Here is a 23,301-nt window from a genome sequence, read left to right as displayed (position 1 = left end):
TGTCCGCCTTCGTCGCGTCCGTGCTCATCGCGGCCCCCGCTCGGCCCGGCGCTTGACGTAGGCGTTCAGCAGCGCGGCCAGCAGCAGCATCGCGCCGAGGAAGAACTTGAACCAGTCCGGGTTCCACTGGGCGTAGATGATGCCCTTGCTGGCCATGCCGAAGATCAGCGCGCCGAGCGCGGAGCCGACCACCGAGCCGTAGCCGCCGGTGATCAGGCAGCCGCCGATGACGGCCGCGACGATGTAGATCAGCTCGTTGCCGACGCCCTCGCCGGACTGCACGGTGTCGAAGGAGAACAGCAGGTGCTGGCCGAGCACCCAGGCGCCGAAGCCGACGCCCAGGTAGAGCACGGTCTTCGTCCGGCGGACCGGCACGCCGACCGCGCGGGCCGCGTCCGCGTCGCCGCCGACCGCGAAGATCCAGTTGCCGAAGCGGGTGCGCAGCAGCACCCAGCTGCCGACGACGAGCAGGCCGAGCCACCACCAGACGGTGGCCTTGACCGTCAGCCCGCCGACGGTCACCTCGGAGGCGAACAGCCAGCGGCAGGCGGCGAAGCCCTCCATGTCGGCGATCGACTTGGTGGAGACGGTGCCGGAGATCGCCTTGGTGACGCCCAGGTTGGCGCCGGTCAGCATCAGGAAGGTGCCGAGCGTGACGATGAAGCTGGGCAGCCTGGTGCGGCCGAGCATCCACCCGTTGAACCAGCCGACGGCCAGCGTGGTCGCCAGCGAGACCAGCACGCCGACCCAGGTCACCGCGGTGAACTGGTAGGAGACCATCGAGGAGGTCAGCGCGGCGGTGGTGACCAGCACGCCGGCCGAGAGGTCGAACTCGCCGCCGATCATCAGCAGCGAGACCGGCACCGCCATGATCCCGATGGTGGAGGCCGCGTACAGCACGGTGCCCAGCGAGGAGACCCGCAGGAAGGGCTCGGCGACGGCGGCGAAGACCAGGAAGACCGCGACGGCGGCGATCAGCGAGCCCAGCTCGGGACGGGCGAGGAACCGCCGCAGGGCCGCCGGGCGGCCGTCGACCAGGCCGTCCTGGGCGAGGAGGTCGGGGGTGCTCACCTGGTCCCCCTCGCGACGTACTCGGCGAGCGCGTCGGCGTTGTCCTTGGTCAGGATTTGCGGACCGGTCTCGACGGGCTTGCCGCCACCGAGCATGTTCAGGTTGTACTTGTACAGCCAGACCAGGTCGACGCCCGTGTAGCCCTGGAGGTAGGGCTGCTGGTCGACGGCGAAGCCGACGCTGCCGGACCTGAGCCCGGACACCACCTGCGTGCCCAGGTCGAAGGTGTCCAGCTCGATGCCGCGGTGGGCGTCCTGGACGGCCTGGAGGCCGGTGGCGGCCATCGGGCCGGAGAGCGTGAGCACGGTGTCGATGGCCGGGTCGGCCTGGAGCTTGGCGGAGATCGCGGCGCGGGCGTCGGGCATGTCGACGCCGTTGACGTAGAGCACCTGGAAGGCGCCCCCGGCCTTGGACTGGGCACCGGAGCAGCGCTGCTCCTGGCCGACGTTGCCCTGCTCGTGGATCACGCAGAGCACGCTCTTGCGCCCGCGCGAGGCCAGCTCGGCACCGGCCGCCCGGCCGGCGGTGGCCTCGTCCTGGCCGATGTGGGTGAGCGCGCCGAACTTCTGCGAGTACTCCTGGCCGGAGTTGATGGTGATCACGGGGATGCCGGCGGCCTTGGCCTTGCCGAGGACGTCGGCCATGGCGTCGCCCTTGGCGAGGGTGACCAGCAGGCCGTCGACCTTCTGGTCGATGGCGGCCTGGACGAGCTGGACCTGGTTCTGGGTCTGCGCGTCGTTGGAGTAGAGGAACGTGATGTTGTCCTTGGCGGCGGCCTGCTCGGCGCCCTTGCGCACGGTGTCCCAGAAGGCGTCGCCGGCTCCGGCGTGGGTCACCATGGCGACCTTCCAGCGCGGGGTGGTGACGGCGCTGCCGCCGGTGGCCGCGGCCTTGGCGTGGGCCTCCTCGGCGCGTCTGCCTCCGGTACTGCTGCAACCGGCCGCGGTGACGGCGAGTGCCAGGACTGCGCACACCGGCCAGAAGCGGTGGGCCGGGCGAAAGCGGGTGATGCTCATCCCCATAGTCTCCCTGCCCGGGTCGCGCGGTATCGCACCGCCTCGCCCGGCGGCCCGGGCGCCCTACCAGGTAAGGTGCCCCGGGGGACCTTTCCTGGTAGTTCGCTGAACATCTGGTCCGGACGGCATCCGTCCGGGTGGCAGACTAGGCGCCGATCCGAATGGGGCGCATCACGGGAAAGTGATGTTCCTCTCAGGTTCCGCACAGATTCGGACGGCAACCGATCACCGGTCCATCACCGTCTGATGCCATTGACGTGCGTTCGGGCGAGTGGGGCCCGGGCGGCGTGCGACCCGGATACGAGAACTCGATGGAACTGACAGGTACGCCATTCCTCCTCCTCACCGTCATCCTGGTGCCGGTGTCCATCACAGTGGCGTTGCTGTTCTGGGGCAAGGTCGGCGGTCCGCGGCCGGTGCGCTACCTCACCCGGATCGTCATGATCATGTTCTGCCAGGTCACGGCCGTCCTGATGGTCTTCGTCATGGTCAACAACGCCAACCTGATCTACGGCAACTGGGACGACCTGCTCGGCACCGGCAACCACGTCCGCGCGGTGCCCGTGGTGGCGCCGGTGGACCCGGCGGCCACCCCGGGGGCCCCGAGCGCCGACGCCGCCAAGGAGCCGCCGAAGATCAAGCAGAGCTTCGGCGGCGTGAACGACCCGCTCGTCCCGAACGACGTGCAGCGGACCGAGCTCAAGGGCCAGGTGTCCGGCGTCGACGGCGAGGTGCTGGTCTGGCTGCCGCCGCAGTACAACGACCCGGCGTTCAAGGACAAGAAGTTCCCCGTGGTCGAGCTGATCCCGGGCTACCCCGGCTCCTCCTCCACCTGGTACGGCACCCTCAAGGTCTCCGAGCAGCTCAAGCCGCTGATGCAGCAGGGCAAGGTCGCCCCGTTCATCCTGGTCTCGCCCCGCACCAAGCTGCTGAACAACCAGGACGCGGGCTGCACCGACATCCCCGGCAAGATCAACGCCGACGCCTGGGTCACCCGCGACGTCCCGCAGATGGTGCTGGACAACTTCCGCGCCGACCCGTCCGCGGACCGCTGGGCGATCGCCGGCTACTCGGCCGGCGCGCACTGCGCGGCCAAGCTGTCGCTGGCCCACCCCAACCGGTACCGGGCCGCCATCGCGATGTCCGGCTACAACGACCCGGCGCAGGAGCCGGACTCCCTGGTCGGCAAGGACGCCAAGCTGCGCGAGGCCAACAACCCGGTCAACATCCTGAAGACCGCCGCGCAGCCGCCGAAGGTCGCCCTGCTGGTCAGCGGTTCCAAGGGGGACGGCTACGAGGACGGCGAGGCGATCCGCGCCGCGGCCAAGGCCCCGACCACCGTCCAGGTCGAGGAGGGCTCCGGGCCGCACACCACCGAGCAGTGGAAGAGGATGGTCCCGACCGCCTTCCAGTGGCTGACCTCGGTCATCCCGGTGCAGTAGGCGGCGCGCAGGAGCGAGCCGTACCGGAAGGGCCCGCCGCGACCACGGTCGCGGCGGGCCCTTCCGGCTGTCCGGGCGCGGCGTCAGGCCAGCTCCAGCGCCAGGTAGAAGTCCACCCGGTCCTCCAGCCGGGAGAGGTCACGCCCGGTCAGTTCCTCGATCCGGCCGATCCGGTACCGCAGGGTGTTCACGTGGACGTGCAGCTGCCCGGCGCAGCGGGTCCAGGAGCCGTCCGAGCGCAGGAAGGCCTCCAGGGTGCGGACCAGGTCCGCCTGGTGCTCCAGGTCGTACGCGATCACCTTGTCCAGCAGCCGGCCGCGGAAGGCGCGGCGCACCTCGTCCGGGACGGCGGCCAGCAGCAGCACGTGCGAGGCGAGCTCCTCGGGGCCCGCGACGCAGACCCGGCCGACCCGCGAGGCCGCGATCCGGCGGGCGTGCCGGGCCTCCTCCAGGGCGCCCCGCAGGCCGCCGGCCCCGGACGCGGGGGCGGAGACGCCGAGGGTGATCCGGCCCTCCGGGCCGAGTCCGGCCTCCAGCGGGGCGAGCAGTTCGCGCAGCGTGTCGGCGGGCACCGGGACCTCCGGGGCGGGCAGCACCACGACGGCGCCGGTGCCCGTCCCGGCGACCAGGGCACGGTCGGAAGTGCCGCCGAGGGCCTCCTCCAGCACCGCCCGTACGGTGCCCTCCGGCAGGCCGGTGCCCTCGGCGCTGAGCACCAGCCAGGAGCCCTCCTCCGCCCGGGACCCGGGCTCGGAGCCCGCGTAGCGGGCGGCCATCGCCGAGGACGCGTACAGGGTGCGGCCGATCTCGGCCGGGTCGGCGTCGTGGCGCAGCAGGGCGAGCACCTCGTCGGCGAGCCGGCGGCGCAGTCGGCGGCCCTCGTCGCGGCGGTGGCGCTCGGCGGCGACCAGCCGGGCCAGGTTCTCGGCCAGCTGCTGGCGCTTGGTGGTCCACTCGGTGACGTCGCCGGCCACCGCGAGCACCCAGTCGGCCAGCGGGCAGTCGGACTGCGGGGCGTCGGGCTCGGCGGAGGCGGGCTCGGCGGAGGCGGAGGCGGACGCGGAGACCGAGGCGGGGGCCGGCGCCGGGGCGGGCAGCAGCGAGTAGGTGCCGGCCGCCAGCCGGGCCCGGTGCGGGGGGCGGCGGCGCTGGCGCTGGGCGGCGAGGTGGGCGCGGACCAGCTGGTCGCGGTCCTGGGCGGAGAGCCGGTCGGCGGGGCCGGCGATCACCGCGCCGGTCGGGGCGAGCACCCAGCAGTCCAGGTCGAGGTCGCCGCCGAGCAGGTCCAGCACCGCGTCCAGCCCCCCGCCGCCGGCCGCCGAGACCAGCAGGCGGTGCCGGTCGACCAGCGCGGCGAGGTCGGCCGCGCGGTCGGCGGAGACCTGGCGGCCGATGAACTCGGTGACGGTGCCGAAGGCGATGTCGTCGGGGACGGCGAGCAGCGGCATCCGGTGCCGGCGGCAGGCCTCGACCAGGTCCTCGGGCACCGGGCCGACCTCGGCCTCGCCGGCCGCCAGGGCCACCGCGCCGCCGGCCGCCAGGGTGCGGACGAAGCGCTCGGAGTCGGCCGGGACGGTGCGCCAGAGCATGCCGGTGAGCACCAGCTCGCCGCCGTGCAGGTAGCGGCCCGGGTCCTGGAGGTCCGTCGTCATCACGCCGCTGACCTGCCGGTCCAGCTCTTCCTCGGCCGCGAGCAGGCGCAGTCGCGGGGCGCCGGGGGCGAGCAGGTCACGGACGCGCATCCGCGGACTCCTTAACGGGGCTTGGGGGGAGGGATGAAGGGGTAAACGATAGGGCCTGGCCGAGCGGGCGGGCGTTCCGAGTCCGTGGCCCGCGCATCCGGGCCGGATTACGGTCGTAGGTGGCACCCCGGCGAACACCTGGGCTGCGGGATTCTCCTCCTTAGAGGAACGTACAGGATGCCGGGCGGGCTCACAGCCGGGGCTTCATGCCATCGGTGACTGCCAGTGGGCCGCGTCACAGCGGTTCACTGGGCGACACGCCGCCGGGCACCCGGCGGGCGACGACTTGAGGAGACACCCGCATGGAGTTCCTTCGGCCCGCCACCTGGGACGAGGCGCTCGCGGCGAAGGCCGAGTACCCGACCGCGCTGCCCCTTTCGGGCGGCACGGACGTCATGGTCGAGCTGAACTTCGACGTGCACCGGCCATCCGCGATCCTCGACCTGAACCGCGTCACCGAACTCACCGCGTGCTCCGACGACGGCGGCGTGGTGCGGCTCGGCGCCGCGGTCCCGTACGCCCGGATCATCGCGGAGCTGTCCGGTCCGCTGCCCGGGCTGGCGCTGGCGGCCCGGACCGTCGGATCGCCGCAGATCCGCAACCGCGGCAGCGTCGGCGGCAACCTCGGCGCGGCCTCCCCGGCCGGCGACTCGCACCCGGCGCTGCTGGCGGCCGGGCGGGACGTGTTCGTCGAGGCGGCTTCGGTGCGCGGCACCCGGCTGATCCCGATCGACGACTTCTACACCGGGGTGAAGCGCAACTGCCTGGCGGCCGACGAGCTGATCCGGGCCGTGCGCGTCCCGGTGGCGGACGGCCCGCAGCAGTTCTCGAAGATCGGCACCCGCAACGCCATGGTGATCGCGGTCTGCGCGTTCGGCTTCGCGCTGCACCCGCGGAACGGGACCGTCGGCACCGGCATCGGTTCGGCCGCCCCCACGCCGCGCCGCGCCGTCGAGGCCGAGGAGTACCTCCGGGGCGTGCTCGCCGAACGCGGCCTGTGGGAGACCGGGGAACCGCTGGGCACCGAGGTGGTCCGGCGCTTCGGCGAGCTGGTGAAGGCCGCGGCCTCGCCGATCGACGACGTCCGGGGCACCGCCGACTACCGCCGGCACGCGCTCGCCGTGATGGCCCGCCGCACCCTCACCTGGACCTGGAACGACTACGGCAAGCAGATCAGGAGCGCGGCATGAGGGTCACTTTCACCGCCAACGGCAAGCCGGTCGAGGCCGACGACGTGTGGGAGGGCGAGAGCCTGCTGTACGTGCTGCGCGAGCGGGTCGGCCTGCCGGGCTCGAAGAACGCCTGCGAGCAGGGAGAGTGCGGCTCCTGCACGGTCTACCTGGACGGCGTCCCGGTCTGCTCCTGCCTGGTCGCGGCCGGCCAGGTGCAGGACCGCGAGGTGCGCACGGTCGAGGGCCTGGGCGCGCCGGACGGCGAACTGGGCCTGGTCCAGCAGGCGTTCGTCGACGCGGGCGCCGTCCAGTGCGGCTTCTGCACCCCCGGCCTGCTGGTGCAGACCGACGCGCTGCTGGCCGACGACCCGCAGCCGAGCGACGACGACATCCGTGAGGCGCTGTCCGGCAACCTGTGCCGCTGCACCGGCTACGAGAAGATCATGGACGCGGTGCGGCTGGCCTCGGCCCGCAAGTGCGCGGGGACGGAGGCCGCGGGATGAGCGAGCGAGCGATCCAGGACGCCCGGACCGTCCGGGGGCAGAAGAACCTCCAGAAGATCCACCAGGCCTCCAAGGACGGCATCGGCGGCTCGCCGCTGCGCCCGGACGGCAACCTGAAGGTCCGGGGCGAGTTCGCCTACTCCTCCGACCTGTGGCACGAGGACATGCTCTGGGGCACGGCGCTGCGCTCGCCGCACGCCCGGGCGAACATCCTCTCGGTGGACGTCTCCGAGGCGCTCACGGTGCCCGGGGTGTACGCGGTGCTGACGCACGAGGACATCCCCGGCTCCAAGTACTACGGCCTGGAGATCCAGGACCAGCCGGCCCTGGCCATCGACAGGGTCCGGCACCAGGGCGAGGCGATCGCACTGGTCGCCGCCGACCACCCGGAGACGGCCCGCCGGGCGGTGCGGAAGATCGCGGTGGAGTACGAGGTGCTCACCCCGATCGTCACCGAGGAGCAGTGCCTCGACCCGGAGACGTACGGGTACGTGCACGAGCCGCACGAGTACAAGTCCCACGCGCACGGCAACATCTGCCACGAGCAGCGGCTGGTCTCCGGACGCGGCGTCACCGACGAGGTACGGGCGCTGGCGGACGTGGTGGTCAGCGGCGACTACGAGGTCGGCATGCAGGACCAGGCCTTCCTCGGCCCGGAGTCCGGCCTCGCGGTGCCCGCCGAGGACGGCGGCATCGACCTCTACATCGCCACCCAGTGGCTGCACGTCGACCGGCAGCAGATGGCGCCGGTGCTCGGCCTGCCGGAGGAGAAGGTCCGGCTCACCCTGGCCGGCGTCGGCGGCGCGTTCGGCGGCCGCGAGGACCTCTCGATGCAGATCCACGCCTGCCTGCTGGCCCTGCGCACCGGCAAGCCGGTCAAGATCGTCTACTCCCGGGACGAGTCCTTCTTCGGCCATGTGCACCGCCACCCGGCGCGGATGCACTACGAGCACGGCGCCACCCGGGACGGGAAGCTGGTCTACGCCGATGCCCGGATCGTGCTGGACGGCGGCGCGTACGCCTCCTCCTCCCCCGCCGTGGTCGGCAACGCGGCCTCGCTCGGGCACGGCCCGTACGTGATCCCGAACGTCCGGATGCACGCCCTCGCGCTGTACAGCAACAACCCCTCCTGCGGGGCGATGCGCGGCTTCGGCGCCGTGCAGGCCGCGTTCGGCTACGAGTCCCAGATGGACAAGCTGGCCGCCGAACTGGGCATGGACCCGGTCGAGTTGCGGCAGCTCAACGCCGTCCGGCAGGGCGACCGGATGCCCACCGGGCAGGAGATCGACGCGCCCGCGCCGGTGGCCGAACTGCTCCGGCGGGCCAAGGAGGCGCCGCTGCCGCCGCCGCTGGACACCGAGCGGCCGGACCTGCGCCGACTGCCCGGCGCGCTGTCCAACACCTCGCACGGCGAGGGGATCGTGCGCGGCGTCGGCTACTCGGTCGGCATCAAGAACGTCGGCTTCTCCGAGGGCTTCGACGACTACTCCACCGCCCGGGTGCGGCTGGAGGCGATCGGCGGCGAGCCGGTCGCCATGGTGCACACCGCGGCGGCCGAGGTCGGCCAGGGCGGCGTCACCGTGCACGCCCAGATCGCCCGCACCGAGCTGGGCGTCGAGCAGGTCACCATCCACCCGGCCAACACCGAGGTGGGGTCGGCCGGTTCGACCTCCGCCTCGCGCCAGACGTACATGACCGGCGGCGCTGTGAAGCTGGCCGCCGAGGCGGTGCGCCGGGAGCTGCTCGACAGGGGCCGGCGGCGCTACGGCTGGACCCACGACGACCTGGCGCTGGCCGGCGGCAAGGTGGTCTCGGCCGCGGCCGGCGTGCTGGTCCCCATCGTCGACCTGCTCGGCGACGAGGCGATCGAGCAGACCCGGGAGCACCACCACCGGCCCACCCGGCCCTTCGACAAGGAGACCGGCCAGGGCTTCGGCCACGTCCAGTACACCTTCTGCGCCAACCGCGCGGTGGTGGACGTGGACGTGGAGCTGGGGCTGGTCAAGGTGGTCGAACTGACCGCCGTCCAGGACGTCGGCAAGGCGCTCAACCCGCTCTCCGTGGTCGGCCAGATCCAGGGCGCCTGCACCCAGGCGCTGGGCCTCGCGGTGATGGAGGAGATCATCGTGCGGGACGGCGAGGTGCGCAACGCCTCCTTCACCGACTACCTGATCCCCACCATCCTGGACACCCCGCCGATCCCGGTCGAGCTGCTCGAACTGCCCGACCCCAACGCGCCGTACGGGCTGCGCGGAGTCGGCGAGGCGCCGACCGTCTCGGCGACGCCGTCCATCGTGGCCGCCATCCGCGCCGCCACCGGGCTGGCGCTCAACCGGATCCCGGTCCGGCCGGAGCACCTGACCACCGAACAGCCCGGCTGACAGCCGGAGTTCGGCTCCCCGGGGCGGTGGCCGCCTTCCCGCCGCCGCACCGCCCCGGGGCGCCCCCACCCACCCGCTGCCCGGCCCACGCCGGGGTCGCAGCGGTGCGCACCGCCTCGCCCGCCCGCCGGGCACTCCCGTCGCCCCGTCGCGCGAGTGCCCCGCCCAGTGAGTCGATACGTCCCCCTGCGCCGCTCCGTCGACCGGCGGCCAGGTCGGCTCGCCCACCCCAACCCCCTTTGACACTTGGGAGTGGACATGCCCAGGATCCCCACGGAGCCCGGCCCCACCGAAGACAGACCCGCTGACGACAGCCCCGCCCCCGACCAGCCCGACGGGGACGGCCCCGCCGGGGAGAACCCCGCCGCCGACCGGCCCGACGGGGACAGGCCCGCCGGCGTCCTGGACGCCTACTTCCGGATCTCGGCCCGGGGATCGACCGTCGCCAACGAACTGCGCGGTGGGCTCACCACCTTCATGGCGATGGCGTACATCATCCTGCTCAACCCGCTCATCCTGGGCGGTGCGGACGCCACCGGCGCGAAGCTGGACCACGCCGCGCTGACCACCGCCACCGCGCTGGCCGCCGCCGTCACCACCGTCCTGATGGGCCTGGTCGGCAACGTGCCGCTCGCCCTCGCCGCCGGGCTCTCCGTCTCCGGAGCGGTCTCCGCGCTGGTCGTCCCGCACACCACCTGGGCGCAGGCCATGGGCCTGTGCGTGATCTACGGCCTGCTGATCGTGCTGCTGGTGGTCTCCGGGCTGCGCGAGCGGATCATGAACGGCATCCCGCTGCCGCTCAAGCACGCGATCACCATCGGCATCGGCCTGTTCGTCACGGTGATCGGCCTGCAGAAGTCCGGCTTCCTGCACACCGGCGGCCCCACCCCGCTCTCGCTCGGCCCGGCCGGGGAGCTGACCGGCTGGCCGGTGCTGGTCTTCTGCGTCACCCTGCTGGCGGTCTTCGTGCTGATGGCGCGCGGCGTCCGCGGCGCGATCCTGATCGGCGTCGCCGGCGGCACCGTGCTCGCGATGGTCGTCAACCGGGTCGCCCACGTGCCGGCCGGGGCCTGGCGGAACTCGGTACCGGTCTGGCCCGGCAGCCCGGTCTCCGCCCCCGACTTCAGCCTGTTCGGCCACGTCGACCTGTTCGGCGCCTTCGGCGGCCACGGCATGGGCGCGATCAGCGCCTCGGTGGCGGTGTTCACCCTGGTGCTGGCCGGCTTCTTCGACGCGATGGCCACCATCATCGGCGTCGGCACCGAGGCCGGACTGGCCGACCGCCGGGGCCGGATGCCCGGGCTGTCCAGGGCGCTGTTCGTCGACGGCGCCGGCGGCGCGGTCGGCGGCCTGGCGGGTGCCTCCGGGCAGACCGTCTTCGTGGAGTCCGCCACCGGTGTCGGCGACGGCGCCCGCACCGGGCTCGCCTCCACCGTCACCGGCGCCCTGTTCGCGCTGATGCTGTTCTTCTCGCCGATCGCCGGGATCGTCCCGGTCGAGGTGGCCTCGGCCGCCCTGGTCGTGATCGGCTCGATGATGATGGGCCAGGCGCGGCACGTCGACTGGTCCGACCGCGAGGTGGCCGTCCCCGCCTTCCTCACCTGCGTGCTGATGCCGTTCACCTACAGCATCACCGCGGGCGTGGCGGCCGGCGTCGTCTCGTACACGGTGATCAAGGCCGGGGTGGGGCGTCGGCGCGAACCCGGGCCGCTGATGTGGATCCTCACCGCGGTGTTCCTGGTGTACTTCGCGATCGGCCCGGTCAGGTCCTGGCTGGGCGTGCACTAGCGCCCCGTAACCGAGCGCCACCGCCGCCGTACGGGATCGTTTCCCGTACGGCGGCGTCTCCCGCTACTGTCGAAACCGTGTAAGGAGCCTCCCCATGCAGGACATCGCCGAGCAGCTGCGGGCCTGGCACGCGTCCGGGCGCTCCTTCGCCGTGGCCACCGTGGTCGGCGTCTGCGGCAGCGCACCGCGCGACCCCGGGGCGGCGCTGGCCGTGGACGCGGACGGCGAGGCGGTCGGCAGCGTCTCCGGCGGGTGCGTCGAGGGCGCGGTGTACGAGCTGTGCCAGGCGGCGATCGCCGACGGCCGGCCGGTGCTGGAGCGCTTCGGCTACAGCGACGAGGACGCCTTCGCGGTGGGCCTGACCTGCGGCGGAGTCCTGGACGTGTTCGTCCAGCCGGTGGTGCCGGGGGCCGACGCCGGGCTGGACGCCGGGATCGCCCACCTCGCGGCCGGCACGCCGGTGGCGCTGGTACGGGTGATCGCCGGGCCGGGCGGGCTGCTCGGGGCCGCGCTGGCGGTCACCGCCGACGGGGTCGACGGCTCGCTCTCCCCGACGCCCTCCACGGTCGGCGGGCTGGAACGGGCGCTCGTCGCGCAGGCCCGGGCGATGCTGGAGGCCGGACGCACCGGCCGGATCGTGCTCGGCCTGGACGGACGCCCCTGCGACCGGCACGGGCGGGGCACCGTCACCTGCTTCGTCGAGTCGTACGTGCCGGCGCCCCGGATGCTGGTGTTCGGGGCGATCGACTTCGCGGCCGCGGTGGTGCGGATCGGCAGGTTCCTCGGCTACCACGTGACCGTCTGCGACGCCCGGCCGGTCTTCGCCACCGCCCGCCGCTTCCCCGAGGCCGACGAGGTGGTGGTCGACTGGCCGCACCGCTACCTGGACTCCCAGCTCGACCGGATCGACGGGCGCACCGTGCTGTGCGTGCTCACCCACGACGCCAAGTTCGACATCCCGCTGCTGGAGCGCGCCCTGCGGCTGCCGGTCGGCTACGTCGGCGCGATGGGCTCGCGCCGCACCCACCGGGACCGCGCGGCCCGGCTGCGCGAGGCGGGGCTCACCGAGGCCGAACTGGCCCGGCTGCGCTCCCCGATCGGCCTGGACCTCGGCTCCCGCACCCCGGAGGAGACGGCGGTGTCGGTCGCCGCCGAGATCGTCGCCCACCGCCGCGGCGGCAGCTGCCTGCCGCTGAGCGCCTCGCACGGGCCGATCCACCACGACGCGTCGCGAACGGCGACGGAGGGTGACGCGGCCGGCGGACCGACTGCCAGTACCCACGCGGCCTGAGCCGAAACGGCTCCGGCGCCACTCACGTTGCGTGATCACCATCGCGGCGGGAGGCTGGAGTTGCGGACTCGCCCCGAGCCCGGGGAAGGAGCGGGGATCATGCGCGCCCTGCTGGAAATCGAACTCGACACCCCGACGGGTAACCAGGCCATCAACGACGGGTCGATGGCCGAAGGCATCAAGCAGTCGCTGGCCCAACTCCAACCGGAGGCCGCCTACTTCCTGGCGCGCAACGGGCATCGCACCATGATCGTCGTCGTCGACGTCCAGGACGAGGCCTCGCTGCCGTCCATCGTCGAGCCGTTCTGGTTGCAGGCGAACGCCAAGGTCGACCTGCACATCTGCATGAACGCCGACGAACTGCTGGAAGGCCTGGGGCGGTTGGGTTCCTGAGCCCCCGGCCGGTCGCCCGGCGCCGGCCTCACGCCGAATCCCGCCACAAAAAACCGCGCCGGTCATCCGGTCCATCGGCCGCCGGGCGGTTGTCGTCTCCACGGGCCTCGATGCGCTCACCGCCCCGGGCGGCCCCCTGCGGCCGCCCGGGGCGCGCCCCGTCCGCGGCCCCGGTCAGGTGACGTTGAGGCGGGCGGCGAGGCGCAGCAGGCCGGGGCTGAGGCGGGAGAGGAGTCGGGCGGCCTTGGCCTCGGGGGTGACGGGGACGACGGGCCTGCCGGTGCGGACGGCGGTGAGGATGGCGCTCGCGACCTTCTCCGGCGGGAAGCCGCGGCGGGCGTAGAGCTTCGCGGCGCGGGCCTGCTTGGCGGCCTGCTCGGTGGACGTGGTGGCGGAGAAGGTGGAGGTGCGGGTGATGTTGGTGTTGACGATGCCGGGGCAGATGGTGGAGACCCCGATGCCGTGGCCGACGAACTCGGCGCGCAGGCAGTCGGAGAGCATGAACACCGCGGCCTTGCTGGTGGCGTAGGCGGTGAGCGCCTTGGACGGCAGGTACGCGGCGGCGGAGGAGACGTTGACGATGTGGCCGCCCTGGCCGCGGTCGGCCATCAGGGCGCCGAAGGCGCGGCAGCCGTGGATCACGCCCCACAGGTTGACGTCCAGGACCCGCTGCCACTCCTTCTCGGTGGTCTGCAGGAACGTCCCGGAGTGGCCGACGCCCGCGTTGTTGACCATCACGTCGGGCACCCCGTGCTCGGCGGCGACGGTCCGCGCGAAGTCGTCCATCGCGGCGCCGTCCGAGACGTCCACCCGGTAGGCGTGGGCCTCCGGGCCGATCAGCGAGGCGAGTTCGGCGGTGCGCTCGGCGGCCGCGAGGTCGAGGTCGCAGACCACCACCCGGGCGCCGTCCTCGGCGAAGGCCAGCGCGGTGGCCCGGCCGATGCCGCTGCCGCCGCCGGTGACCACGACCAGCCGGCCGTCGCCCTCCGCCGGCCGGGCCTGACCCGCGTCGACGCGGGCGGTGAACTCGCGGACCATTCCGGCCACGGTGGCTCCCTTCTCCAGCAGCGCCGACCAGTGGCCGGCGTGCAGCGTCCTGCGGGTCAGGTCGGGCACCCAGCGCTCCAACCCCTCGGAGAGGTAGGTGCCGACGTACCGGTCCCGGGTGAGGGTGATCAGCTGGACCGGCACCGCCGTCGGCCGCTCGCGCGGACTGCCCATGGTGGGACGGAAGTTGGCCCGGTACAGCTCGATGCCGCGGACCGCGTCGCGGCGCAGCGTGGGCTGCGGGTGGTCGGCGCGCGGGCTGACGCGCTCCAGGTCGCGCAGCACCCGCGGCCAGGCCCGGGCGAGGCCGAGGCGCCAGATGCCGGGGGCGAGGTAGGGCAGGTGGAAGGCGGTGATGTACCAGGAGTGCAGGCCCTGGTGCAGCAGCTGCCCGAGGTGGCGCGGGGTGGGGCGGCGCAGCCGGTGGCGCAGCCAGTAGCCCATGTGGTCCAGGCTGGGGCCGGACAGGGTGGTGTACGAGGCGATCCGGCGTTCGGCGCCGGGGGCGGTGACGGCCTCCCAGGACTGGATCGAGCCCCAGTCGTGGGCGACCAGGTGCACCGGGCGGTCCGGGCTGACCGCGTCGGCGACGGCGGACAGGTCCTCGGCGAGGTGCTCCAGGCGGTAGCCGGACCGGTCGGCGGGGGCGGCGGACTCGCCGGCGCCGCGCACGTCGTAGCGGACCACGTGGTGGTCGCGGGCGAGGTCGGCGGCGATGTCGTCCCAGACGACGTGGGAGTCGGGGTAGCCGTGCACGAGGAGGACGGTGGGGGCGGCCGGGTCGCCCTGCTCGAAGACGGCGAGCGGCAGGCCACCGGAGTGGACGGTCCGGCGGCGGACCGGGGGCGCCGCCGGGGGCTCGGGCCGGCTCGTCATCGGGCGTGTCATCGGGTGGCCTCCAGGGTGGTCGGCGCGGCGGCGGTCGGCTCGGCGGCGGTCGGGGCGGTGACGGTCTGCTCGGTGGCGCCGGTCCAGCGGCGGACGTGCGGCAGATCGTCGTCGAGCCAGTAGGCGTCGTCCTCGGTGACCACCAGCAGCTCCTCGAACTTGATGCCCACGCCCCGGAAGCCGATGTGCGGCTCGACCGCCCACAGGCCCGGGGTGGGCGCGTGCCGGGACGCCCGGCCGTCCGCCCAGAGCGGCGAACGGCCGTGCAGCCGCTCGGATACGAGCTCGCGGCCGAGCGTCTGGAGGGTGCGCACGCCGAAGCCGAAGACGTTCACCCCGGCCGGGCCGCGCGCGGTGTTCCGGGTGACCTGGTGGCCGATCACCCGGCCCGGGTAGACCTGGTGCCGGTTGTCGTAGCCGTGCGCGGCGATCTGGGCGTCCACCGCCGCGTACACCTCGGCGAGCGGCTTGCGGGCCCGCACCTCGTCGAGGATCAGCTCGCGGTAGACCCGCAGGTCGGCGGCCAGGCGGTCCCAGACGCGGTTCTCGCCGACCTTGCCGCCGTAGCCGATGTCGGCGGTGTAGCCGTCCACCACCGGCGCGCAGTCCAGCACGTACGGCATGCCCTCCTCCAGGCGCCGGTTGCCGGCGAAGAACTGGAGCGGGGTGTGGAAGTGCCGGAACGCCGTCCGGTCGCCGAACCAGGCGAAGGGGACGTGGAAGAAGTCCTGCACCCCGGCGGCGACCAGGCGGCGGCGCAGCTCGGCGGTGGCCTGCCGTTCGGTGACCCCGGGTTCGATCCAGGCGGCGACCTGTTCGGCGCAGTGGTAGGCGAGCTGCTGGGTCTCGCGGAAGCGGGTGAGGTCGCGCTCGGTGTAGCGGAAGGCGGGGGTCGCTTTCGCCATGGCAGGACTCCTTCTAGAGGTCGAGCACGAGGGTCTCGCCCTCGGCGGCCCGGGAGACGCAGGGCAGCAGGGCGCCGGCGGCACGCTGCTCGGGGGTGAGGCGGCGGTCCCGGTGGTCGGGCGGCCCGGCCAGCACCCGGACCTCGCAGGTGCCGCAGAAGCCCTGGTGGCAGGAGTACGGGAGGTCCGGGCGGGCCTCGCGCAGCACGTCCAGGGCGGAGCGGTCGGCGGGGACGTCCAGGGTCGGACCGTCGGTGCCGAGGCGGACGGCGAACGGCTCGCCGTCGGTCACCGGGGCGGCGCCGAAGCGCTCGAAGTGCAGGGAGGCGGCCGGGGAGTCGTCCAGGGCCCGCTGCACGGCGGTGAGCATCGGGGCCGGACCGCAGCAGTAGACGGCGGCGCCGCGCGGGGCGTGGGCGAGCAGTTCGGCGCCGGTGGGGACGCCGCCGTGCTCGTCGTCGGTGCGCAGCACCACCCGGTGCGGGTCGAGGGCGCGCAGCTCGTCGGTGTACGGGAGGGTGTCGGCACTGCGGCCGACGTGCACCAGGCGCCAGTCCAGGCCGTGCCGCTGGGCCTCGCGGGCCATCGGGAGCAGCGGGGTGATGCCGATGCCGCCGGCCAGCAGGAGGACGGCGGGCTCGGCACAGAAGGCGAAGCCGTTGCGCGGGCGGCGGGCGGTGAGCCGGGTGCCGGGGTGCAGGGCGTCGTGGACCTCGACGGACCCGCCGCCGCCCTCGGGCAGCCGCCGGACGGCGATGCGGTAGGCGGCGCGGTCGGCCGGGTCGCCGCTGAGGGAGTAGTGGCGGTCCCGGCCGGAGGGCAGGACGAGGCGCAGGTGGGCGCCGGGCTGCCAGCCGGGCAGCGGGCCGCCGGAGGGGTCGGCCAGGCGCAGTTCGACGACGTCGGCGGCCAGTTCGCGGCGCCCGGCGACGACCAGCTGGAGCGGCGGGGTGGGGCGGCTGAGCGGGCGGCGGGGGTTGCGGCGCAGCAGCGGGCCGCCGAGGGCCGGGGAGTAGCGGTCGCCGAAGGCGGTGAGCCGGCGCATGAAGCCGTCGGCGCGGGGGCGGCCGTAGAGGTCGGGGGGCGGGGTGAGCAGGTCCATCCGGCGGCGTCCTTGGGGGTGGGGAGGGAGGAGGACCGGGCTCAGCGCCCGGCGGCCGCGCGGGCGGCCGGGGAGGTGGCGAGGTAGCCCAGCGCCTGGCTGGACGAGCCCTCCTGGGTCGGGTGGTAGCCCGGCCGCAGGTAGCGCAGCCCGGAGCGGACCGACTTGACCGGGTCCGGCAGCAGTCCGCGCCTGGCGATCCGCCCCGCCTCCCGCCAGGTGGGCTTGAGCCGCCCCTCCAGGGTGGGGTCGGCGGCGAGCAGGAAGCGGGCGCCGCGCACCCAGAGGTGGACCAGCAGCGGCCCGGAGACCACCATGCCGCGCACCCGGCGCAGGTAGCCCGGGTCCAGGTGGACCATCAGGTCGTAGGCGACGCTGCGGTGCTCGACCTCCTCCGCGCCGTGCCAGCGCAGCAGGTCCAGCATCGTCGGGTCGGCCTTGGCCCGGTCCAGGCCCGGGGAGTTGAGCGCCCAGTTGCCGAGGAAGGCGGTGAAGTGCTCGATCGCCGCGATGAAGGCGACCCGCTCGATGACGTTCTCCCGCTGCCGGGCCGGCGTCAGCCCCGGCTTGTCGCCGAGCACGCGCTGGAACAGCCAGGCGATCTGCCGGACGTACGGCCGCGGGTCGAGCCCCTGGCCGAGCAGGTGGTCCAGGACCTCCTGGTGCGCCTCGGCGTGGATGGCCTCCTGCCCGATGAACCCGAGGACCTCCTCGCGCAGTTGGTCGTCCCGGATCAGCGGCAGCGCCTCCTTGAACACCTTGACGAACCACCGCTCCCCCTCGGGCAGCAGCAGGTGCAGCACGTTGATGACGTGGGTGGCCATCGGCTCGTCCGGGATCCAGTGCAGCGGCAGCCGGGACCAGTCGAAGCGGACGTCCCGGGGTTCCAGGACGAGGCTGTCGTGCACGCGCGCGGCGGGGGCGGCGAGGGCGGGGACGGGGGTGGAACGGGGCATGGCAGGCCCTCCTGACCTGGGGGCGGCGGCTCGGCTCCAGGGAAACGTACTCGCGGGTAGCCGTGGGGACAAGGGTTTCGGGCGGGTCTTATCGACATCGAGTCTAATAACTGCCGGACGCCGGGCCCCGACCGGGCGGACCACCGCCGCGGCCGGGCGGACACCGCCCCTGAACACGCGTTCGGGCCGCGGGGAAAGCCCGAGGGCCCCGGCGGACGGCACGCGTCCGACGGGGCCCTCCGGCCGGGCGGCGCTCAGACCGCCATCGCCAGCATCAGCGGTGCCGCGCGGGCCGCCAGCAGCTCGGCGGCGGCCTTCAGCCTGTGGATGTTGTCCGCCGGCATCGAGGTGGCCAGGCAGCCGACGGTGTTGCCCGCCGTGATCGGCACCGCCGCGCACACCGTCCCCAGCGCGTACTCCTGGATGTCCAGCACCGGCACCGTGGCGGGCTGCCGCTCCAGCCGGTGCATCAGCTGGTCGGCGTCGGTGACGGTGCGGGAGGTGAGCCGGGCGACCGGGTGCCGGGAGAGGTGGTCGCGCCGGGCGTCCGCGTCCAGCTGGCCGAGCAGGCACTTGCCGATCGCGCTGGCGTGCGCGGTGGCCCGGAAGTCGACCCACTCCTGCACGGCCGGCGCGTAGTCGGCGGCCGAGACCGCCTCCACCGACAACTCGCCGTCGTGGTACCGGCCGAAGTACACCGCCGCCCCCAACTCGTCGCGGAGTTCCGCGAGTTTGCGGTTGAGCCGGGCCTTCACCAGCTGCTCCCGGTTGTGCTGGCCGAGCAGCGCGAAGGTGCCGCCCAGCAGCCAACCGCCGTCCTGACACTGGAGATAGCCCTCGACCTCCAGGATCTCGGCGAGCCGGCGCACGGTGGGCAGCCCGAGCGAGGTCTCCCGGGCGAGGGCCACCAGGGTGGTGCCGTCGGGGTGGCGGTCGACCGCCTCCAGCAGTCTGAGAGCGTGTTGGAGGGAGGTGAACGGGCCCGTCGGACCCTGGTCAAGCGCGGCGTGACGACCCGGGGCTGGTGTCGACATGTCGTCCCCTTCCGATGTCCCCCCACGGAGCGACCGCGGGCACGCCACCAGCCTATCCACCCGGCGGCTCCGGCGGCTGCCGTCCGTACATATCCGTGGACAATCCGTGCTGACCCCCCGGCCGACCTGGGCGGACACCCCGGGCCCCGCCCCGCCGCCCGGAGGGGAAGAGGCCCGTCCCACGGCCGCCGGGCGCGGGCCGGGCGGCGGTGGGAGTGGCGGTGCGATCGGGGGCGGGGTGCGGGCGGGGACGGGGTGCGGGCGGGGACGGGGACGGGGTGCGGGCGGCGGGTCGGTCGGGGCGGGCCGGGTCAGCCCTCGTCGCCCTCCCGCAGCTTGGTGACGGCGGCGGCCAGCCTGGCGCCGTACTCCTCGTCCGCCGCGTGGAAGTGGGCGAGGTTCCGCTCCACCACGTCGTCGCGCGAGACCTGGGCCAGGGAGCCCGCGATGTTGCCGATCAGCCGGGTCCGCTCGTCGGCCGACATCAGCCGGTACAGCTCGCCGGCCTGGAAGAAGTCGTCGTCCTTGGAGTGCGCCGGGGTGGGGTGGGTGCCGGTGTGGCCCCCCACCCGGACCGGCGCGGCCAGCGCCTCGCCGGTCTGGGCCGGGCCGTCGTACGAGTTGGGCTCGTAGTTCCTGCCGCGACCGGCGCTGTTGACGGCCATCAGGCCGTCCCGGCCGTAGTTGTCGGCCTCGGTGGCGCGCGGGGCGTTCACCGGCAGCCGGGTGTGGTTGACGCCGAGGCGGTAGCGCTGGGCGTCCGCGTAGGCGAACAGCCGGCCCTGGAGCATCCTGTCCGGGGACGGGCCGATGCCCGGCACGAAGTTGTTCGGCGAGAAAGCGGCCTGCTCGACCTCGGCGAAGACGTTCTCCGGGTTCCGGTTGAGCACCAGGCGGCCTACCCTGACCAGCGGGTAGTCGGCGTGCGGCCACACCTTGGTGACGTCGAAGGGGTTGAAGCGGTAGTCCGCGGCCTCGGCGACCGGCATCAGCTGCACGTGGAGGGTCCAGGACGGGAAGACCCCGCGCTCGATGGCCTGGTGGAGGTCCCGCTGGTGCGAGTCGGCGTCGCCGCCGACCACCTCGGCTGCCTGGCCGGCGTCCAGGCAGCGGATGCCCTGGTTGGTCTTGAAGTGGTACTTCACCCAGTAGGCGTCACCGTCGGCGTTGACCCACTGGTAGGTGTGCGAGCCGTAGCCGTTCATGTGGCGGTACGACGCCGGGATGCCGCGGTCGCCGAACAGCCAGGTGATCTGGTGGGTCGACGCCGGCGAGTGGGCCCAGAAGTCCCAGACGTTGTCCGCCTCCTGCACACCGGTGTACGGGTCGCGCTTCTGCGAGTGGATGAAGTCGGGGAACTTGATCGGGTCCTTGATGAAGAACACCGGCGTGTTGTTGCCGACGAGGTCGTAGTTGCCCTCCTCGGTGTAGAACTTCACCGCGAAGCCGCGCGGGTCGCGCACCGCGTCGTTGGCACCGAGGTTGCCGGCCACGGTGGAGAAGCGCAGGAAGACCTCGGTGCGCTTGCCGACCTCGGAGAGGAAGCCCGCCCGGGTGTACCGCGCGACCTCGTCGGTGACCTCGAAGTAGCCGTACGCGCCGGAGCCGCGGGCGTGCACGACGCGCTCCGGGACGCGCTCGCGGTTGAACCGGGCCAGCTTCTCCAGCAGGTGCTGGTCCTGGATCAGCAGCGGGCCGTGCTCACCGGCCGAGGCCGAGTTCTGGTTGTCGGCGACCGGGGCGCCGGACTCCGTGGTCAGGGTCTTGGGCATGGAAGGTCCTTCGGGTGTCGATAAGGGTCATGGCCCGGCTGGGCCAGCTGACGGATCATCAGTTCTCCGGACAGCGCCGCCCGTCGCCATGGAATTGCCGGTCGGTCAGATCCGGAGCAGGCTCCGGACGAGAGCCGCGGCCGCCACCGGATCGGCCACCGGTCGGGCCGCGGTCAGCGCGGCGGCCTCGTCGGCGGTGCGACCGGCTCCGGTGAGGGCCGCGACGGCCTCGGCGGCCGGAAGGGCGTTGAACCAGCGCAGCGCGAGCGCGGTGCGGCCGGCCTCGGTGAGACGGCCGGTGAGCCGGAGCCGGGCCAGCCCGCCGTCCGGGTGGACGTTGATCCGCACGTGGGTCACCGGACGGCCGCCGGCGAGCCGGAAGCGGTGCCGGGTGTCGGGCTGGAGCCGGGTCCGGGGCAGGAGTTCGAACCACTCGCCGTGGGCCGGGTCGGCCCCGGTCGAGGCGTCGAAGCCGGTCAGGTCGGCCCAGCCGGGGGCATTGGCGACGAAGCAGGAGGTGTCCACCTCGACGGCCAGGACCTCACCGCCCCCGGCCAGGGCGATCCGCACCCAGTCGTTGGCCTTGTCGCGCCGACGCCGGGTCTCCCAACCGTCGCCCATGACGGTGGCGCGGCCGGGAGCGTTCAGGTTGTGCGGGGAGGAGAAGTAGCGGTCGGACGCCGCCTCGGCCACGCCGCCGTACTCCTGGGCGGCCAGGTCGAAGGTGAGGCCGTCCAGGTCGCGCGGGTCGGGCAGCACCTCGCCGTGCACCCGCAGCCGGGCGACGCCGCCGTCCGGGAAGATGCTCAGCCGTACGTGGGTGTAGCGGGTGCCGTCCGCGACGGCGAACTCGTGGGCGGTGTCGCCCTTCAGCCCGGTGCGCGGCACGATCGTGGTCCACTCGGCCGCCTGGAGCTCCTCGGGCGACGGGTGGCCGGGGACGGACGCGGCCTCGACCGAGGCGGACTCCGGGTAGTTGCCGGTGAAGTGGGCGGTGTCCACGACCACGCCGCGGACCACCCCGGCGGCGCCGAGCCGGACGATCGCCCAGTCGTGGTCCTCGTCGGTGGGGTGCGGCCGGTCGGCGGAGACGCCGCGGCGGCGCCTGGACTCCCAGCCGTCCATGATCTGGCCCTTGTGGCCGAAGGTGTGCGGACGGAACTCGGCCGGCGCGGCGACCAGCAGGTTCTCGGCGTCCGCGAAGGTGTCCTCGTTGGTGGCTACGACGCCCGCGCCGAGCAGTCGGGAGGCCAGGTCGACCAGCTCGGTGAAGCGGGCACTCGGGGTGTCGGCAGTGGTCACTGACTCTCCTCTAGGCGCGTTCGGACGGGTTGGTGGTGGGGTGGGAGCGGGGCCGGGCGAGCTGCCGGCCGAAGGGCCGGGCCGCCGGATCCACCTCGCGGCCGCGCAGCCAGGTGGCACGCACCGCGCCGGTGAGGGTCCGGCCCGCGTAGGGGGTCACCGGGTTGCGGTGGTGCAGCCCGCTCGTCCGGACGGCGAACTCGCCGTCCGGGTCGAAGGCGACCAGGTCCGCGTCGTGGCCGGCGGCGATGGCGCCCTTGGTGCCGGTGAGGCCGACCAGTTCGGCCGGTCCGGCGGACATCCAGCGCACCACGTCCGCCAGCGTGTGGCCGCGTCGGCGGGCCTCGGTCCAGACGGCCGGCAGGCCCAGCTGGAGCGAGGCGATACCGCCCCAGGCGGCCGCGAAGTCCCCACTGCCGCCGTACTCGGGCAGCAGCTTGAGGTCGGGGGTGGACGGCGAGTGGTCGGAGACGACGGCGACGAACTCGCCGTCCGCCAGGGCCTGCCAGAGCGCGTCCCGGTTGGCCTCGTCGCGGATCGGCGGGCAGCACTTGAAGGCGGTGTCGCCGTCCGGCACCTGCTCGGCCGCCAGGGTCAGGTAGTGCGGACAGGTCTCGGCGGTCACCCGTACGCCGTCCTCGCGGGCCTGTCGCAGCAGCGGCAGCACGGCGGCGGAGGAGACGTGCAGGATGTGCACCCGGGCGCCGGTCGTCCGGGCCGTGTCGAGCAGCCGGGCGACGGCCGCGGTCTCCGCGTCGGCGGGCCGGGAGGCCAGGAAGTCCCGGTAGTGGACGCCGGGTTGCTGCGGGGCGGCGGCGAGCACGGCCGGATCCTCGGCGTGGATGATCGCCAGCGCGCCGATCCGGGCCTGCTCGGCCAGCGCCGCCGCCAGGTCGGCGGCCTCGACGTGCGGGAACTCGTCCACCCCGGAGGGGGCGAGGAAGCTCTTGAAGCCGAACACGCCCTCCCGGTACAGCGGTTCGAGGTCCGCGACGTTGCCGGGGACGGCGCCGCCCCAGAAGCCGAGGTCGACCCAGGCCTGGCCCTCGGCGGCCTTCCGCTTGAGCTTCAGCCCCTCCACGGTGGTGGTGGGCGGGATCGCGTTGAGCGGCATGTCGACGATCGTGGTGACGCCGCCGGCCGCGGCGGCCCGGGTGGCGGTGGCGAAGCCCTCCCACTCGGTGCGGCCGGGCTCGTTGACGTGCACGTGGGTGTCGACCAGGCCGGGCAGCAGGGCGGTGGCGCCGAGGTCGACCAGGCCGCCCTCGTCGGCCGTGAGCGCACCGTGCGGGGCCGTCCTGGCGATCTTCCCGTCCTGGATCAGCACGTCCGCGGGGCGCTCGCCGTCGGGCAGGACAGCCCGCCGGGAGCGGATCACCGTCGGCTGGCTGAAAGGCATGGGAGACCTCCGGAACCTGGGAGTCGGGATGGTTCGAGGGCGCTTCACGGGTGGTGCGGGTGGTGCCCGGGGGGGGTGGTGCGGGTTGTGCGGGAGT

General features: G+C 73.8%; 18 protein-coding genes. 7 read left to right on the top strand and 11 right to left on the bottom strand.

The window, feature by feature from the left end:
• Nucleotides 1–24 precede the first annotated feature (24 nt).
• Nucleotides 25–1,071, bottom strand: coding sequence for an ABC transporter permease (locus ACZ5GH_RS29575; protein ID WP_387756743.1), 1,047 nt, complete (start codon nucleotides 1,069–1,071; stop codon nucleotides 25–27).
• Entirely contained in the window at nucleotides 1,068–2,087 is a 1,020-nt protein-coding gene (locus tag ACZ5GH_RS29570; protein ID WP_464335796.1) for a substrate-binding domain-containing protein, read from the bottom strand. Before ACZ5GH_RS29570 ends, ACZ5GH_RS29575 begins: the two co-directional genes overlap by 4 nt.
• A 362-nt stretch (nucleotides 2,088–2,449) precedes the next feature.
• On the opposite strand from ACZ5GH_RS29570, the gene ACZ5GH_RS29565 reads away from it, so the two are divergent.
• A complete protein-coding gene (locus ACZ5GH_RS29565; RefSeq protein WP_387756745.1) occupies nucleotides 2,450–3,529 on the top strand; it encodes an alpha/beta hydrolase in 1,080 nt (359 codons plus the stop codon).
• Nucleotides 3,530–3,612: 83 nt separating this feature from the next.
• Here the strand turns inward: ACZ5GH_RS29565 and ACZ5GH_RS29560 are convergent, their stop codons facing one another.
• The gene (locus ACZ5GH_RS29560) at nucleotides 3,613–5,271 is read right to left on the bottom strand and encodes a PucR family transcriptional regulator (RefSeq protein ID WP_387756746.1); all 1,659 of its coding nucleotides are present in this window, start codon (nucleotides 5,269–5,271) and stop codon (nucleotides 3,613–3,615) included.
• Between the two features lie 302 nt (nucleotides 5,272–5,573).
• On the opposite strand from ACZ5GH_RS29560, the gene ACZ5GH_RS29555 reads away from it, so the two are divergent.
• From ACZ5GH_RS29555 to ACZ5GH_RS29530, 6 genes are all read left to right on the top strand, one after another.
• Nucleotides 5,574–6,461 carry an FAD binding domain-containing protein gene (locus ACZ5GH_RS29555; RefSeq protein WP_464335795.1) on the top strand — a complete coding sequence of 296 codons (888 nt, stop codon included), beginning with the start codon at nucleotides 5,574–5,576 and terminating at the stop codon, nucleotides 6,459–6,461.
• Nucleotides 6,458–6,946, top strand: a complete 489-nt coding sequence (locus tag ACZ5GH_RS29550) for a (2Fe-2S)-binding protein (protein WP_387756748.1) — start codon at nucleotides 6,458–6,460, stop codon at nucleotides 6,944–6,946. The genes ACZ5GH_RS29555 and ACZ5GH_RS29550 overlap by 4 nt, the downstream gene beginning before the upstream one ends.
• Nucleotides 6,943–9,327: a xanthine dehydrogenase subunit D gene (gene pucD, locus ACZ5GH_RS29545; RefSeq protein WP_387756749.1), complete on the top strand. Its 2,385-nt coding sequence runs from the start codon at nucleotides 6,943–6,945 to the stop codon at nucleotides 9,325–9,327. Before ACZ5GH_RS29550 ends, pucD begins: the two co-directional genes overlap by 4 nt.
• A gap of 258 nt (nucleotides 9,328–9,585) precedes the next feature.
• A complete protein-coding gene (locus ACZ5GH_RS29540; RefSeq protein ID WP_464335794.1) occupies nucleotides 9,586–11,115 on the top strand; it encodes an NCS2 family permease in 1,530 nt (509 codons plus the stop codon).
• 94 nt (nucleotides 11,116–11,209) lie between these two features.
• A complete protein-coding gene (locus ACZ5GH_RS29535; RefSeq protein WP_464335793.1) occupies nucleotides 11,210–12,406 on the top strand; it encodes an XdhC family protein in 1,197 nt (398 codons plus the stop codon).
• 99 nt (nucleotides 12,407–12,505) lie between these two features.
• Entirely contained in the window at nucleotides 12,506–12,799 is a 294-nt protein-coding gene (locus ACZ5GH_RS29530) for a hypothetical protein (RefSeq protein WP_464335792.1), read from the top strand.
• A gap of 174 nt (nucleotides 12,800–12,973) precedes the next feature.
• Here ACZ5GH_RS29530 and ACZ5GH_RS29525 read toward each other — a convergent pair whose 3' ends face one another.
• From ACZ5GH_RS29525 to allB, 8 genes are all read right to left on the bottom strand, one after another.
• Entirely contained in the window at nucleotides 12,974–14,722 is a 1,749-nt protein-coding gene (locus ACZ5GH_RS29525) for an SDR family oxidoreductase (RefSeq protein WP_464335791.1), read from the bottom strand.
• A gap of 8 nt (nucleotides 14,723–14,730) precedes the next feature.
• A complete protein-coding gene (locus ACZ5GH_RS29520; protein WP_464335790.1) occupies nucleotides 14,731–15,639 on the bottom strand; it encodes a M24 family metallopeptidase in 909 nt (302 codons plus the stop codon).
• Between the two features lie 13 nt (nucleotides 15,640–15,652).
• On the bottom strand, nucleotides 15,653–16,741 hold the full coding sequence (locus ACZ5GH_RS29515) for a PDR/VanB family oxidoreductase (protein ID WP_464335789.1): 1,089 nt from the start codon (nucleotides 16,739–16,741) through the stop codon (nucleotides 15,653–15,655).
• A 41-nt stretch (nucleotides 16,742–16,782) separates the two neighbouring features.
• Nucleotides 16,783–17,697, bottom strand: coding sequence for a metal-dependent hydrolase (locus ACZ5GH_RS29510; RefSeq protein ID WP_387756756.1), 915 nt, complete (start codon nucleotides 17,695–17,697; stop codon nucleotides 16,783–16,785).
• 254 nt (nucleotides 17,698–17,951) lie between these two features.
• Nucleotides 17,952–18,731 carry an IclR family transcriptional regulator gene (locus ACZ5GH_RS29505; RefSeq protein WP_464335788.1) on the bottom strand — a complete coding sequence of 260 codons (780 nt, stop codon included), beginning with the start codon at nucleotides 18,729–18,731 and terminating at the stop codon, nucleotides 17,952–17,954.
• Nucleotides 18,732–19,042: 311 nt separating this feature from the next.
• Nucleotides 19,043–20,503, bottom strand: a complete 1,461-nt coding sequence (locus ACZ5GH_RS29500) for a catalase (protein ID WP_387756758.1) — start codon at nucleotides 20,501–20,503, stop codon at nucleotides 19,043–19,045.
• 105 nt (nucleotides 20,504–20,608) lie between these two features.
• Nucleotides 20,609–21,805, bottom strand: coding sequence for an allantoicase (gene alc / locus ACZ5GH_RS29495; protein WP_387756759.1), 1,197 nt, complete (start codon nucleotides 21,803–21,805; stop codon nucleotides 20,609–20,611).
• 10 nt (nucleotides 21,806–21,815) lie between these two features.
• Nucleotides 21,816–23,204: an allantoinase AllB gene (gene allB / locus ACZ5GH_RS29490; RefSeq protein WP_387756760.1), complete on the bottom strand. Its 1,389-nt coding sequence runs from the start codon at nucleotides 23,202–23,204 to the stop codon at nucleotides 21,816–21,818.
• Nucleotides 23,205–23,301 lie beyond the last annotated feature (97 nt).

Source organism: Kitasatospora sp. Xyl93, from assembly GCF_055383135.1.
The sequence above is the reverse complement of the archived record's forward strand: the minus strand, read 5'-3'. Positions and strand labels throughout refer to the sequence as shown.

What these genes read in the sequence shown, in the direction of transcription:
- ACZ5GH_RS29505 (WP_464335788.1), bottom strand. Translation starts at nt 18,731, where the DNA reads ATGTCGACACCAGCCCCGGGTCGTCACGCCGCGCTTGACCAGGGTCCG.
- ACZ5GH_RS29520 (WP_464335790.1), bottom strand. Translation starts at nt 15,639, where the DNA reads ATGGCGAAAGCGACCCCCGCCTTCCGCTACACCGAGCGCGACCTCACC.
- ACZ5GH_RS29570 (WP_464335796.1), bottom strand. Translation starts at nt 2,087, where the DNA reads ATGAGCATCACCCGCTTTCGCCCGGCCCACCGCTTCTGGCCGGTGTGC.
- ACZ5GH_RS29510 (WP_387756756.1), bottom strand. Translation starts at nt 17,697, where the DNA reads ATGCCCCGTTCCACCCCCGTCCCCGCCCTCGCCGCCCCCGCCGCGCGC.
- allB (WP_387756760.1), bottom strand. Translation starts at nt 23,204, where the DNA reads ATGCCTTTCAGCCAGCCGACGGTGATCCGCTCCCGGCGGGCTGTCCTG.
- ACZ5GH_RS29525 (WP_464335791.1), bottom strand. Translation starts at nt 14,722, where the DNA reads ATGACGAGCCGGCCCGAGCCCCCGGCGGCGCCCCCGGTCCGCCGCCGG.
- ACZ5GH_RS29500 (WP_387756758.1), bottom strand. Translation starts at nt 20,503, where the DNA reads ATGCCCAAGACCCTGACCACGGAGTCCGGCGCCCCGGTCGCCGACAAC.
- ACZ5GH_RS29555 (WP_464335795.1), top strand. Translation starts at nt 5,574, where the DNA reads ATGGAGTTCCTTCGGCCCGCCACCTGGGACGAGGCGCTCGCGGCGAAG.
- ACZ5GH_RS29515 (WP_464335789.1), bottom strand. Translation starts at nt 16,741, where the DNA reads ATGGACCTGCTCACCCCGCCCCCCGACCTCTACGGCCGCCCCCGCGCC.
- ACZ5GH_RS29530 (WP_464335792.1), top strand. Translation starts at nt 12,506, where the DNA reads ATGCGCGCCCTGCTGGAAATCGAACTCGACACCCCGACGGGTAACCAG.
- ACZ5GH_RS29560 (WP_387756746.1), bottom strand. Translation starts at nt 5,271, where the DNA reads ATGCGCGTCCGTGACCTGCTCGCCCCCGGCGCCCCGCGACTGCGCCTG.
- ACZ5GH_RS29535 (WP_464335793.1), top strand. Translation starts at nt 11,210, where the DNA reads ATGCAGGACATCGCCGAGCAGCTGCGGGCCTGGCACGCGTCCGGGCGC.
- pucD (WP_387756749.1), top strand. Translation starts at nt 6,943, where the DNA reads ATGAGCGAGCGAGCGATCCAGGACGCCCGGACCGTCCGGGGGCAGAAG.
- ACZ5GH_RS29540 (WP_464335794.1), top strand. Translation starts at nt 9,586, where the DNA reads ATGCCCAGGATCCCCACGGAGCCCGGCCCCACCGAAGACAGACCCGCT.
- ACZ5GH_RS29550 (WP_387756748.1), top strand. Translation starts at nt 6,458, where the DNA reads ATGAGGGTCACTTTCACCGCCAACGGCAAGCCGGTCGAGGCCGACGAC.